The sequence below is a fragment of the Nodosilinea sp. LEGE 06152 genome (assembly GCF_015207525.1).
Lineage (GTDB): Bacteria > Cyanobacteriota > Cyanobacteriia > Phormidesmidales > Phormidesmidaceae > Nodosilinea.
In genome coordinates, this window is sequence record NZ_JADEWR010000006.1 from 52,538 (window position 1) to 66,292 (window position 13,755).

Sequence of the window (13,755 nt, forward strand, 5' to 3'; positions counted from 1 at the left end):
CTCACGGCTCTCTTACCCCCGGTAACTCCACCCAAAACCGGCTGCCTTGACCCGGTTCAGACTCAACGCCCACCTGCCCACCCATGCGCTCTACCCCCTTGCGGACAATTGCCAGCCCAATACCAGTCCCCGGATAGTCTGCCTCACCGTGCAGGCGGGTAAAGGGGCTAAAAATTTGCTCATGCCTATCTAGCGCAATGCCAATCCCATTGTCCTCTATATAGAGGCGCACGGTGGAAGGTTCCCCTGCTTCGACCCGCTCTTCGGCCCATATTCGCACCTGGGGCTGCACGCCTTCTGCGACAAACTTGACCGCGTTAAAGAGTAAGTTGCTCAGCACCTGCGTGAGAATGAGGCGATTTGCCTGAACGATGGGTAGCGGTTCGTCAATGTGAACCTGAGCCTGCTGTTGCTGAATGTCTGAGTTGAGCTGAGCCATGACGTTGTCTAACACCGACGAGAGGCTAACCGGCTCCGAATGAATTTCGGCCCGCCTCAGGCGGCTGTAGGTTAAGAGGTCGGTAATTAACGTATTCAGGTGTTGGGCATTGGCCACGATGCGCTGCAGGGTTGCTGAAGAACTGGCGTCTAACGTTTCGCTCAGGTCCTCTAGCAAAATTTGAGCAAACCCCTGAATGGCTCGTAGGGGAGCCTGCAAATCGTGGGAGACGGAATAGGCAAATTCTTCGAGGTCTTGATTCGCCGCTTGCAGTTCGATTGTGCGCTCCTGCACGCGGATTTCTAAGGTGGTATTGAGCTGCTGCAGGTCTACTTCGGCCTGTTTGCGATCGCTAATGTCTTCGAGCAGCCCATCGACAACGGTGACCTCTTCAACGGTGTTTAGGGTGGTGGTCAACAGCGCCCAAAACTCAGTGCCATCGCTTCTCTGTAGGTTCACCTCTTGCTCCTGCTGCTGGGGTGGCGGCAGGTGCATGAGCTGCCTGTAGCAGTCGCGCATATCGAACCAGTTCATGGTGCTAGCTTGAGCCAGCGACTGCGCGCCCAACAACTCCAAAAAAGCACGGTTTGCTTCAATGAGTGCGCCTTCTGCATCAAACCTAAAAATGCCGATCTTGACCCGATTTAGCAATCCCCGGAGGCGAATTTCGAGCAGAGCGGCCCGCTGCTGCATTTCCCGGCGCTCTATTGCCATTCGAAGGGCAATGGGCACTCGAATATAGCGATTTGGCCCTTTAACAATGTAGTCATCAAGCCCTAGCTTCATCGCTTCGACGGCGACTTCTTCGGTGCCGGTGTTGGTAAACATTACCACCGGGCAGTTGGGATGTCGTTGTTTCACCATTTCTAGAACGTCTAGCCCGGTCGACCAGCGCAGCTGGAAGTCAGTGACCACAGCATCGAAATTACCGGCTGCGATCGCCTGATTCAACTCACCAGAACTGGTGATTTCTTGAACGTCTAATGGGTCAAATTCACGCTCCAATTCCCGTAGAACCAGAGTGCGATCGCTGCGGTTATCATCAATCAAAAGAATTCGGAGGGGTGAGGTCATGGGTTCTTTCACTCAGAGCGAGAACAGCACTTGGCAGTGCAATCCAAAAACGGCTCCCCTGACCCAATTGAGACTCTACTCCGGCTTGCCCACCCATCCGCTCTAGCCCTTTACGCACAATGGCTAACCCAATGCCCGTACCGGGGTAGCTTTCGGCACCATGCAGGCGTTCAAAGACGCGGAATACTCGCTCCTGATGTTCGGGGGCAATGCCAATACCGTTGTCTACAATCCACAATCGTATCCAGCGGCCATCATCTTGATACGTTTCTTCTGCAAAAATATCTATCTGTGGTTGAGTCGTAGGTTCGACAAATTTGATTGCGTTGCCAACCAAGTTGGTCACGACTTGAACTAGGGTAGAACGGTGGGCCATAACGGTGGGTAAAGCGGTCGCGACATTAATCTGAGCCTGCTTTTCCTCAATTTGAGCGGCTAACTGCTTTAGAGCATCTGCTACGACTTCATTTAATCCTATGGACTGTAAATTGATTTGGGTGCGCGTTAGACGACTGTAGTCAAGCAGATCGCTGATCAGTCCATTCATCTGCACTGCATCATCAATAATGGAGTCAATGTAGCTTTGGCAAACGTCTTCTAGCTGGTCACCACAGTCTTCTAATAAGGCTTGGGCAAAACCCTGCATAGTGCGCAACGGTGCCCGCAAATCATGGGAAACCGAATAGGTAAATGCTTCTAGCTCCTGGTTGGTTTCGGCGAGTTGGGCGGTGCGTTCTCTAACGCGCTGCTCTAGTGTGTCATTCAATTGCTGCAAGGCGTCTTCAGCCTGCTTGCGATCGCTGATATCCTCTACAACAGAAATGAAGTAGCTAGGCTCTCCGGTGGCTTTTCGCACTAGAGATACCGTTAGGTTAATCCAAATTAGAGAATGGTCTTTGCGGACATAGCGCTTTTCCATTGAGTAGGTTTGAATTTCATCGGCCAATATTTGATGAAAATAAGTGAGGTCAATATCTAAGTCCTCTGGATAGGTAATGTCTTGAAACGTTCGCTGCAGCAGCTCGTCACGGGTGTAGCCAACGATCTGAGATAGTTTTTGATTGACCCGCAGCCAGCGACCGTCTGAGCTGACGTGGGCAATGCCAACGGCCGCTTGGTTAAACGTAGAGCGAAACAACTGCTCCTGCTCACGTAGCTCCATCTCGGCCTGTAGCCGCTCCTGAAGTTCGTGCTGGAGCTGCTGATTCGTGGCCTGAAGCTGCCCGCGCAGGCGAGACTGTTGCAGGGCGATCGCCAGCTGATTGGCGACCTCAACGGCAATTTCCTGGGCTTCTGTGTTAAAGGCAGCGGGTTCTACCGATGCCAGGTTGAGTTCTCCGACCAGCGTATTTTCTACCAGTAAGGGCACACACAGACAGCTCAAAAAGCCGTGCGATCGCAAGTGCACCAGTACAGGTGGACAAGAATCTGCGGTGGGCAGGTTTTGAACGTAGCGAATTCCGTGCAGCAGGCCCTGTTCTGGGGCAAAGTCAGCCATGGCCAGACGAGTGCCCACAGGCATCGTCAATTTCCCAGTCTGCCTAATTCCGGCTAATACTTGAGCGGTTTCAGCCTCTAAATCGAATACGGCTACCAGTGCCTCCTGGTATGGCACAACTTGACCCATTTGGGTGAGGGCATTGTCAATCAAAGATTTGTCCATCTCGGTGGCCAAAATCGCCCGGTCAATGTCGTGCAGGGCCGCCAGTCGCTGGGCGCTGCGTCGGAGTGAAACAGCTGCTTGTTCAGCTTCTCGGGTGCGGGCTTGGGCAGTTTGCAAGGCCCCTTCATAAGTTCGCGAGACCTGTAAAATTTGGCGGTAGATAAAATAGGCTAGAGCGCCCCCAATGCCGACCGCTAAAAGCACGCTAGTTACAATTACCGTCTGAGTCGCGGCTTGGGCCCTCTGGCTGCGCTGGTTTCGCAGTTCCTCCTCCGTGGCAACAAACGCAGTAATCTGCTGTCGCATTTGATCGACCAGCTGTTTTCGGCGTCTAAGATTGCTCAGGGGTTCTAGCTCGCCCCGCTGCCTTCGGGCAATGGCCGGTGAAGCCTGTCGTTCCCACCGCTGCAATTCGGTCATCAGCTCAACAATGCGTTGAACCTGACTTGGATTGTCTGCAACCAGAGTTTTTAACTCCTCTAAACTGGGCTCAATCAGCGTGCTGGCCTGCTCGTAGGGCTCCAAAAACTCTGGCTCTCCGGTCAGCAAATACCCTCGAAAGCCAGTCTCCATATCCAGCAACAGTTTTTGGGCCGAGTTGGCCTGCGAAATCACCCGTCCTGTGTGGTCTACCCACTCCAGGGCAGATAACAATCGAGTAATTTGCCAAATAGAGATTCCCGACAGCAGCAGCAGCAGTACAACGGGGAGGGCGATCGCACGCGTCAGCCGCCGCCGAAATCGAGTGTGGTGAATGGCAAGTATCATGCATTTACGCTACTCCTGCTTGTTATACCTGATGGGCCAGCCAAAACGGCTCCCGCTGAGGAGTGTTTTTGAGGCGGCACGGGCGGTAAATATTTAGAACTGAATATCGGGGCCAATCAGGTCAGAGAGCTTTTCGACGTCGTAAAGCAGCATGGCAATGCGCTCCAGACCCAACCCCCAGGCAACGGTAGACTTGTCGCCGCAGCCCAGAGGCTCCAGCATTTCCTGGCGAAACAGGCCGGAGTTGCCGACTTCAAGATAGCGATCGCTGGGTGGATGGTAGGCAAACACCTCCAGCGACGGCTCGGTGTAGGGGTTGTAGGTGGGCTTAAACTTGAGATTTCTAAAGCCCAGGCGCTCATAAAAGTAGGTGAGGTAGCCCATCAGGGTACGCACGCTGAGCAGTTCGCCGACGACCACCCCTTCAATTTGGTGAAATTCGGCCAGGTGGGTGCGATCGACCGTTTCGTTGCGAAACACGCGGTCAATGGAGAAGTATTTGCCGTCCTGGCCGTGGAGCTGGTGCAGGCGGCGGGCCGTAGAGGTGGTGGTGTGGGCGCGCAGAATGGCGCGACTGGCTTCGGCCGTCGTCCACTGGCCGCCGTAGTTGGCCTCGTGCACCTGCTTGACTCGCTCAACCAGGGTTTGATCCTCCGGCAGGGACAGGGTTTGGGGATGGGCTAGGTAAAACGTGTCCTGCACCTCGCGGGCCGGGTGGTCCTGAGGGGTAAACAGTGCGTCAAAGTTCCAAAAGGCCGTTTCCACTAGGTAGCCCGACATTTCGTCAAAGCCCATATTCAAAAAAATATCGCGAATGCGCTGAATGCACTGGGTCAAAATGGTCGATCGCCCGTAGGCTACATCGGGCACCTCGGCGTGGATATCGTAGGGCTTGAGGTCAACCTGTCGCCACTGACCCGAGAGAATCAGCTCGCTGCTCAACGCCGTGACGCGATCGCTCAGCTCCAGGGTTTGCAGGGCGGGCAGCACCGTCAGGCTGTAGTCTGACTCGACTCGGCTGGCGATATAGCCCTGCTGCTGCAGCCACTCTAAGGATGCCGCCGCGCTGTCGTCGAGCGGCTTACTAGCCCCACCGCCAGAAGCGGCGGCGGCGTGAATGGTCGCAAACACCGCCTGCCGCTGCTGGTAGGCCCCTAACACCGCTGCCTTGAGCACCGTTACCACGCCTTCCCCATCGCCATCGGCCAGGTCGACCGCCTGCTCGCGCCGCAGCGCCCCGTAGTTGAGGCTAAAGGCATGGCCCAGTTCGGCTTGCAGGGTGGCGCGATCGCGGGTGCCCGCCAACAGCCGCTTGGCCAAGGCAAACCCCGGCAGCACCCCGCCCAACTCGTCGCCCTTAGCCGTCAAAACCCAGGTCTGCTGGGTGTGCTCTTGCCACTGCACGTAACCATCGAGCGCCCCGCTCAGCAAAAAACCATTGATAAAGTTGATATCAAAACCGGCCTGGGCACAGAGCGATCGCAGACTAGCCACCGTTTGCTGCTGCTGCAGGAGTTCCACAAACTGCCGCTGTTTGCCGCTGAGCTGACGCAGATCGAGCATACCCAAGCCCCAAAAAGCCCCAAAAGACCATTAGAAAATCTCTAACAGCCTACCAATCTTCAACCGTTCCCAACGGTCAGGATTGATGAAAAGATAGACACCAGTGTCCAGATTCGAGAGCCCTGCTATGTCCGACGAACCTACGCTGCCCTCTGGCCCTGGTTTTGGCCTCACGTTTTTATATTACTTTTCTGGCACGGCCCTAGTCACCGCCCTGCTGGCCACCAAAACCCTCGGCATTGGCCTCGATACCGGCCTGCCCAACCTCTACGGCACGGCGTTTGGGGCCGTAGGCGGCTTGCTGGGGGCACTGGTCAACCGCAGCACCACGCTGGCACTACCCATTAGCAGCCGCAAAACCTTCAAACGTGAACTCGATGCTGCCCTCGCCGAAATGGGCTATACCGAGGATAGCGACGCCAATTTAGACAGCATTTTGGTCTACCGCCGCCCCCTCGTACGTCAGCTGCTCTCAGGTCGCGTCTACGTGCTCATTGGCGAAAAACAGGCCCAAATCAGCAGCCGCGCCATCCATATGGGCGGTATTAGGAAGCGGCTTGAGGCTAGTGGTATTCGTTAAGGGTAGGTAGGTAGGCAGGTAGGTGGGTAGGCGGGTAGGCGGGTGGATGGGTAGATGGGTGGATGGGTGGATGGGTGGATGGGTAGATTAACCAATTGCCCACCTAGCAAGATTTTGAACTTCATCCAAGTTCCCCACGTACCCCCATCCTCACCCTCAACGCACCCACCCATCCACTCGCCCACGCACCCACTCGCCCACCCATCCACTCGCCCACCCATCCACTCGCCCACCCATCCACGCACCCACTCGCCGACCCATCCACCCATCCACTCGCCCACGCACCCACATCCCCCCATGCCTCGCAAGCAAAAATACCCTCACCTACTCGGCTCCAAATGGACGGCCCGCCAAAAGACTGAAGGCTGGCGGCATTTTCAGGTGGCTAATCGCAAGCAGGAGGGCCAGTGGGTGTTTGCCGAATTGGTGGCATCCTGTGACCCGACGGTGCGGCTTTGGGTGAATGCCAAGCAACTGAAGAATCAATCGCTCTGGCAGCCCGGTTGGCAACCGCTGAACAGCCCTGCGGTTGAGGCTGAAGCAGAGGAATTTTGGTTACACTAGATACAAATTAAGCGAGTTGAAACTCAGGTTTTAAGGCCGACACAGCACGCGAACCTGAAACGCGCTAAAGTCAATACAGGCAAAGGTTAGCCAGAGGACAGCAGCTATGTGGCACGTCGTTTATATCATTGCATTTGCGGTTCTGGCTATCATGGCGATCGCAAACCTGGTAAGAAACCTAATTTTGCTTGGCGGCAATGCCCGCAATCCCCAATCGCCTCGCACCTATGGCGGTAACCCGTCGTATCAGGGCGGCACCTCATCACGCGACGGTTCTGTCCCCCACCCCGAACTGCTTGACCAAGATGGTCAGGTCATTCGTGAGCCTCTCCTGGTAATGAAGTCGATTTCGGTCAAAGACGCCCGCGAACAGCTCGATGCCCTCTACAACGGCAACGGCAGCGGTTTCGACGAATCAGAAGATACCGGTTCTGAGTCGGCGGAGCGGTAGAAAAACTTCTTTAAAGCCCATGTAAAAAGGCTGAGTCTCTGGAGGCTCAGCCTTTTTACATAGATATAGCGCTGGCCAGTTCGCTCAAGACATCGGCAACTACCAATAGCAAAAACTGGGGCGGCGCACTGGTTATAGCCATCGCTTTAGAGATACTGCAGCGCCCTAATTATCCTGGCGATGGCCATAACCGCAAGGGGTCAAAGCGCTAGACCAAACCCGAGTCGCATGGTCCGGCTTTGGAGAACAACTGTAGGGGCCAACGGCGTTTGCTCTACCGAGTCGGGGGACAGGTATAAGCCGCGTAGGCTAGCTCTACCAGGCTGTGGGCGAGGTTTATGCCTTAAACCTGGCAGCGATCGCTGCACCCTGCCCCTAAGCGGGCCTCGCGCTCCGCCAAAATAGTCTTCAGGCTAGGGCGACCCGTAACCGCCAGCCGCCAGTTGGCCCAAATGCCGTAAACCCAATCGACCAAGGGGCCAACGATCGGCCAGCCCGTAGGGGCGTAAATCCAGCCGATGCCCAGGGCCGAATAAACCTGGCGAAAGACCTCCACATTCTTGATTACCGTACCGTCGGGCCGAACGGCGTGAATGCGGCCCATGGCTGTGGCAAAGTCAACGCCGCCGTTGTCGTCAGAGCTGTAGTCGTCGGCCGCAATGTCAGTAAAAGCGACTAGGCCACGGCCGCCGTCTTTTTTGCGCAAAAAGTTCACTTCTCGCAGGCAGAGGGGGCAGTCGCCGTCGTAGAGCAGCTTAATTTTCCAGCTGGTAGCGTTTGGTGCCTCAGCAGCAGCGGCGGGGGTCGTCATGGCAGGCAGCGCAAGGTAAAGACATAAACCCAGCGGGTTATACACATATCTTAATAAATCTCGCGGTCTCTTGCCCTGTTAGGTCGATCAATATTGCGGCCTAGAGCACTCGCGCCTTGAGCAGCGTGCCCGGCAGGGTTAACAGCTTGCGCAACGAGGGCACAAAGGCCCGTTGGCTAAACACGTCGTAGCCGTTTTCTTCAATCACATCCAAAATTTGGCGGTAGAGAGCCAGCGCCGACCACACCGGCCAGCGGGCGTCTTCACTCAGCAGCCCAATGCCGCTCTCTGCTTCGGCATAAAACCGACGGGCGCGATCGATCTGAAAGGCCATCAGGGCTCGCCAGCGATCGTCGACCACCCCAGCCATCAGGTCGGCCTCGGTGTAGTCGAAGGCGGCCAGGTCGGCTAGGGGCAGGTAAATACGGCCCCGGCGAGCGTCTTCGCCCACGTCGCGCAGAATGTTGGTGAGCTGGTTGGCAATGCCCAGGGCGATCGCCTGGGGAGTCGGGTCAAGCTGCTGCTGCTGGCTCCAGGGGGCGGTTTGCAGCTGGGTGTCAATGCCCATGACCGTGGTTGACATCAGCCCTACGGTGCCCGCCACCCGGTAGCAGTAGAGTTCCAAATCCTCAAAGGTGTCATAGCGATTGCGGTGCAAATCCATTCGCTGGCCCGCAATCATGTCGCGAAAGGGCTGAATGTCGAGGGGAAACTGCTCCAGGGTGTCGACTAGGGCCACGTCCTCGTCATCCACTGGGCAGCCCGCAAAGATGGACTCCAGTTGGGCCTCCCAGCGATCGAGAGTTTTTTCGCTAGTAAACTGTGCCTGCGGCCCATCCACCAGCTCGTCAGTACGGCGACACCAGACATATATGGCCCAGATAGCGCGCCGCTTGGCGGGGGCCATCAGCATGGTGCCGGTGTAGAACGTCTTAGAATACTTCGCCGTGACGCGTCGGCACACCTCGTAGGCGTCCTCAACAGAGGATAGAGATTGGATGGGGGGGGAATCCGTCAGTTGCAGCATTAATGACCCAAACCTGGAGAATATAAATCTCAAACCGACTACAGGCAATTCTGCTTAACCTAGCCTCTCACAACTGCACCCAACTTTGGCAAAACAGTTGAAATTGGCCCATTCTCAGAAGCAACCCTGCCCCCGCCGTTCCTAAAGATTATATGTTGCAATCCGTAACATTTGCCCGTAAATTCTGAACTTGTGCAGTCTACCCCCGACTGGTCGAGGATTGAGCTACCAAATTCAAAGCCATCCAGATAAGATAATAGACTGCGTGCAAATTGCTCAATGGCCACAGTTTCTACCGCCCGCCCTAGCGTGACACCGTGGTGCAATATTGGCAGGCAGGCGGCCTGGCTTTAAGCCGCCGCAAATGTTTCGGGGGAAGGCAGCTCTGCTATCGGCTACCCGTTAACCGGCCCCCTTTTTTTGTCCGTATCACTCTGTCGATTGTTGGGAGCCTTGCCCGTGCCTCAAACTAACTTTGATTTTCTGCAAGAGTCCGATCCGCTGCTGGCGAGCATTGTGCAGCGCGAGCTACAGCGCCAGCGCGACCACCTGGAGCTGATTGCCAGCGAAAACTTTACCTCGGCGGCGGTGCTGGCGGCCCAGGGGTCGGTGCTGACCAACAAATACGCCGAGGGGTTGCCCGGCAAGCGCTACTACGGCGGCTGCGCCTTTGTAGATGAGGCCGAGCAGCTGGCGATCGATCGCGCTAAAGAACTTTTCGGCGCGGCCCACGCCAACGTGCAGCCTCACTCCGGTGCCCAGGCCAACTTCGCCGTCTTCCTGGCCCTGCTAGAGCCCGGCGACACCATTTTGGGCATGGATCTCTCCCACGGTGGCCACCTCACCCACGGATCGCCCGTCAACGTATCGGGCAAGTGGTTTAAGGTTGTGCAGTACGGCGTCAGCCGCGACACCGAGCAGCTCGACTTCGACCAAATTCGCGAGCTGGCTCTGGAGCACCGCCCTAAGCTGATTATCTGTGGCTATTCGGCCTACCCCCGCACCATTGATTTTGAGAAGTTTCGGGCGATCGCCGACGAAGTCGGTGCCTACCTGATGGCCGATATTGCCCACATCGCCGGTTTAGTCGCCGCTGGCCAGCACCCCAACCCCTTGCCCCACTGTGATGTGGTGACTACCACCACCCACAAAACTCTGCGTGGTCCTCGCGGCGGCCTGATCCTTACCCGCGACGCCGAGCTGGGCAAAAAGTTTGACAAGGCCGTGTTCCCCGGCAGCCAGGGCGGCCCCCTAGAGCACGTCATTGCCGCTAAGGCCGTCGCCTTTGGCGAAGCCCTCAGACCCGAGTTTCGTGCCTACGCCGTTCAGGTGATTGCCAACGCCAAGCAGCTGGCGGCACAGCTGCAGCAGCGGGGCATCAAGGTCGTCTCCGACGGCACCGACAACCACCTGGTGCTGTGCGATCTGCGCTCCATCGGTATGACGGGCAAGCGGGCTGACCAGCTGGTCAGCGGCGTCAACATTACCGCCAACAAAAACACCGTGCCCTACGACCCCGAGTCGCCTTTTGTCACCAGCGGGCTGCGTCTGGGCTCTCCAGCCATGACTACCCGAGGCATGGGCGAAGCCGAATTTACCGAAATTGCCGACATCATTGCCGATCGCCTGCTTAACCCAGACGATACCACCATGGCTGAGCACTGCCAGCGGCGAGTGGCGGTCCTGTGCGATCGCTTCCCCCTCTATGCTCACCTGGGCGGGCTGGTTCCAGCCCTGGTCTAGGTCACTAGGCCCAGGCCTGCCGCTCTAGGCCTAATTTACGTTTCATATAGCTCCATGTAATGTCGCAGAAAGTTAGGGTGACACCTTAATGATCTGTCATAATTGCATGGAGTTTTTGCTTATTTAGCAGACTCGACCTATCCTATGGACTGTTTCGGGCCAGAATACTCTCTGGTTCAGTTTTAGTACTCGGCGCTCGATGCTGAGACAGGCCTGGGTTTATTAAGGGTGCCGTCAAGGCATAGTAGGCTGGCTGAGATAGAACCCGACCAACTGCGTACAGGGTTCTCAATATAGGAGGGGTGAGGATGCCGTTTGTTTTGTATCATGTGCTGGCCTTTGGTATCTCCGCCGCGGTGGTGCTTGGCACAACGCCTATTGTGCGCCGCATAGGCCTCAAAAGCGGTCGTGTCGACCAGCCCGGTGGCCGCAAGGTACACGACAAGCCCATGGTGCGCCTGGGCGGGGTCTCGATATTTCTCGGTACCCTGCTGGCGCTGCTGGCGGTGTGGTCTCTAGGCGGGTTTATTGATGCCACTGGCGCGCACCTCGCCCCCCCGCAAGAGTTTCAAATCTGGGGCGTCACCCTGGGTGGGCTGGCGTTCTTTCTAATCGGACTGACCGACGACCTGTTTGGGCTTTCTCCCATCAGTCGTTTGTTTATGCAGGCCATCGTGGCCACAATGGCCTGGCATGTGGGTGTCAGCATCGACTTCCTAACCATTCCCTTCTACGGTCTCACCCAGCTGCCCGACTTCATCAGCCTGCCGGTGACAATTTTATGGCTGGTGGGCATGGCCAACGCCATCAACTGGATCGACGGCCTCGACGGTTTGGCGGCTGGGGTTTCAGGCATTGCGGCTGTGGTTATGCTGGTGGTGAGTCTGTTTATGAACCAGCCCGCCGCCGCCCTGATTGCCGCTGCCCTAGCCGGTGGTGCCCTGGGCTTCTTGCGCTACAACTTCAACCCAGCCAAGATCTTCATGGGCGATGGTGGCGCTTATTTTATGGGCTTTACCCTAGCTGGGGTAGGGGTTATTGGCCTGGTTAAAACGGTGACCACGGCGGCGGTGCTGCTGCCCTACCTAATTTTGGCGGTGCCTATTCTCGACATGTCGGCGGTGATTGTAGATCGGTTGCGCGCGGGCAAATCGCCCTTTGTGGCCGATAAGCGTCACCTGCACCACCGTCTGCTTCAGGCGGGGCTCTCTCATCGGGTGACGGTGCTGTTTATCTATGTGCTCACCCTGTGGGCTGGCACACTGGCTCTGGCCTTTGCCGGGGTTCCTAGCGGCTTGGTCTACGCCCTGGGTGCTACGGCGTTACTCAGCTACACCGGCTGGCGGCTGCGGCAGCGCACGCGCTGAGGGGCCGTAGGGGTACTCGTAGGCCTGACGCAAATTGTTCGCGCGGTAGACGTGAATGGTTTCTGTGATCGCCCCACCCCGGCGAAGGGGTACGGTGGCTAAGGGCTCAATGCTGTCAAAGAGCGGGCGGTAGCGATCGACAATTTCGTCGCTTTCGGTGAAGCGATCGATTGTCACGTAGAGCGCGTCTTGACCCACCCAATCTTGAGGGTTATGCCAAAAGGCAAACCCGCGCGGGTCTGGGCTAAAAGCTGTCACGGGCAGGTCCACCAGGGGGTGAATGGCCATGGCAAAGTAGCCCCCCAGGTAATATTCGTTGGTGAAGACAAAGCCGACCTCATCCAAAGCCGTTCTCACCTCAGGCGTGCTAGCAAATAGGCGCTGCATTTGTGAGGTGTCAAGCAGTTCAGTGGAGCCATCTTGCTCAACGGGTACTAGCCCACCCAGAATTGCGTAGGTGCTGGGCTGCTGCAAAATGCCAAGCCGCAGGTGCAGCAGCGCCACCATCGAGAGCGAGGCTAAAAATAACCCTGAGCCCCACAGCCAGCGACGAATCAGCCGAGGTCGCCGGCGCTGCCAGACCAGTACCTGGGCCGCCAGCAAAATGGCGATGCCCCAGTAGCCCGGCGCGGGCCAGGCGGGCAAAATCTGCTGCTTGCCACCCAGTAGGGTAAACAGCAGCATGATGGGCAGCGATAGCCAGAGAATTAGGGCTTGCTTGTAGTGTTCCTGAGCTTCGCCGCCGCTCAGGCTAGGAGACACCCAAAACAACGCCTGTTTGCCGCTCTGTTTGGCGGCTACCCACCACAGCGGAAACCCAAGCAGGGGAAACAGATAGACGATCGATAGCAGCCAGTAGCCCACCATTTGGCCCAGGCTAAAGCCGCTGCTGCCGGTGTTGCCATCAAACCGCATACCCAGCTGAAAGCGAAAGGAAATCCAGTCGTGCTGACTGTTCCAGTACCAGAGGGGAAAGAGGGTGAGGCCAAAGACGACGATCGTGAGCAGGAGCCAGGGCGATCGCAGGGCTGCGCGGTAGGGTCGGTAGGCCACACAAAACCCCACCAGGCTGAGGCCCAGCACAAAGCCGTGGTATTTGCTCAGGCAGGCTAACGCTACGGTGCAACCCAATAGCGCGATGCGCCAGGTGGGCACGTAGGTGGCTTTGATCAGGCCGTGGTGGCCGAGGCGGCTATTGCCAGGGAAAAACTCCCAGCTAGCTACCAGCAGCGTGGCGCTCCAAAACAAAATCAGCCCATTGTCGGGCGATGTCAAAATACCAAAGCCAATCGAAAACAGCGGAATCAGGGTGACAATCGCCACCGTCATGCGTCCGATCGCCGCTGAAAACAGACGTGCCGCCGACAGGTATAGAAGGACTAGACTGACGCAGTACAGCCCCAGTGCCCCCAGCCGCAGAGTAAATGGCGAAATGGTTCCGGTTAGCCACCAGCCCACTCCGGTAGTCAAGGCAACGATGGGCGGGTGGTCAAAATAGCTCCAGTTCAAATAGCGACTGTAGAGGTAGTAGTAGGCTTCGTCGAAACCGGGCAGCATCCAAAAAGCGACGATCGCGCGGTAGAGTAATCCTCCCAGCACCAGGGCCAGGAGCCCGGAAGCCCAGCCGACTTTGCGATCGCCTGGGGCGGATCTTTGATCATTGCTCCAACCTGCCATCGGGCGTTCTCTCCCATCCCAACCAACG

The 13,755-nt window shown here is 57.0% G+C and carries 11 protein-coding genes; 5 read left to right on the plus strand and 6 right to left on the minus strand.

What is annotated here, in order from left to right:
* Nucleotide 1 precedes the first annotated feature (1 nt).
* From IQ265_RS10665 to IQ265_RS10675, 3 genes are all read right to left on the minus strand, one after another.
* Nucleotides 2-1,513: an ATP-binding protein gene (locus tag IQ265_RS10665; RefSeq protein ID WP_194053228.1), complete on the minus strand. Its 1,512-nt coding sequence runs from the start codon at nt 1,511-1,513 to the stop codon at nt 2-4.
* The gene (locus tag IQ265_RS10670; RefSeq protein WP_194053230.1) at nt 1,482-3,944 is read right to left on the minus strand and encodes a CHASE3 domain-containing protein; all 2,463 of its coding nucleotides are present in this window, start codon (nt 3,942-3,944) and stop codon (nt 1,482-1,484) included. Before IQ265_RS10670 ends, IQ265_RS10665 begins: the two co-directional genes overlap by 32 nt.
* 93 nt (nt 3,945-4,037) lie before the next feature.
* On the minus strand, nt 4,038-5,507 hold the full coding sequence (locus IQ265_RS10675; protein ID WP_194053232.1) for a phenylalanine--tRNA ligase subunit alpha: 1,470 nt from the start codon (nt 5,505-5,507) through the stop codon (nt 4,038-4,040).
* A 127-nt stretch (nt 5,508-5,634) separates the two neighbouring features.
* On the opposite strand from IQ265_RS10675, the gene IQ265_RS10680 reads away from it, so the two are divergent.
* The 3 genes from IQ265_RS10680 to IQ265_RS10690 all read left to right on the plus strand — a co-directional run bounded on the left by IQ265_RS10680 (nt 5,635) and on the right by IQ265_RS10690 (nt 7,102).
* Nucleotides 5,635-6,087, plus strand: a complete 453-nt coding sequence (locus tag IQ265_RS10680) for a hypothetical protein (RefSeq protein WP_194053234.1) — start codon at nt 5,635-5,637, stop codon at nt 6,085-6,087.
* A gap of 297 nt (nt 6,088-6,384) precedes the next feature.
* On the plus strand, nt 6,385-6,651 hold the full coding sequence (locus IQ265_RS10685) for a TIGR02450 family Trp-rich protein (protein ID WP_194053236.1): 267 nt from the start codon (nt 6,385-6,387) through the stop codon (nt 6,649-6,651).
* A 106-nt stretch (nt 6,652-6,757) separates the two neighbouring features.
* Entirely contained in the window at nt 6,758-7,102 is a 345-nt protein-coding gene (locus tag IQ265_RS10690) for a DUF2973 domain-containing protein (protein WP_194053238.1), read from the plus strand.
* 343 nt (nt 7,103-7,445) lie between these two features.
* Here IQ265_RS10690 and IQ265_RS10695 read toward each other — a convergent pair whose 3' ends face one another.
* Both IQ265_RS10695 and crtB read right to left on the minus strand, forming a co-directional pair.
* Entirely contained in the window at nt 7,446-7,913 is a 468-nt protein-coding gene (locus IQ265_RS10695; RefSeq protein WP_194053240.1) for a DUF393 domain-containing protein, read from the minus strand.
* Nucleotides 7,914-8,013: 100 nt separating this feature from the next.
* Complete coding sequence (gene crtB, locus IQ265_RS10700; RefSeq protein WP_194053242.1) at nt 8,014-8,940, minus strand: 15-cis-phytoene synthase CrtB; 927 nt, start codon at nt 8,938-8,940, stop codon at nt 8,014-8,016.
* Between the two features lie 459 nt (nt 8,941-9,399).
* On the opposite strand from crtB, the gene glyA reads away from it, so the two are divergent.
* The gene (glyA, locus tag IQ265_RS10705) at nt 9,400-10,683 is read left to right on the plus strand and encodes a serine hydroxymethyltransferase (protein WP_194053244.1); all 1,284 of its coding nucleotides are present in this window, start codon (nt 9,400-9,402) and stop codon (nt 10,681-10,683) included.
* A 308-nt stretch (nt 10,684-10,991) separates the two neighbouring features.
* A complete protein-coding gene (locus IQ265_RS10710) occupies nt 10,992-12,050 on the plus strand; it encodes an MraY family glycosyltransferase (RefSeq protein WP_194053246.1) in 1,059 nt (352 codons plus the stop codon).
* Here the strand turns inward: IQ265_RS10710 and IQ265_RS10715 are convergent.
* Nucleotides 12,006-13,727: a glycosyltransferase family 39 protein gene (locus tag IQ265_RS10715; protein ID WP_228037784.1), complete on the minus strand. Its 1,722-nt coding sequence runs from the start codon at nt 13,725-13,727 to the stop codon at nt 12,006-12,008. The genes IQ265_RS10710 and IQ265_RS10715 overlap by 45 nt on opposite strands.
* Nucleotides 13,728-13,755 lie beyond the last annotated feature (28 nt).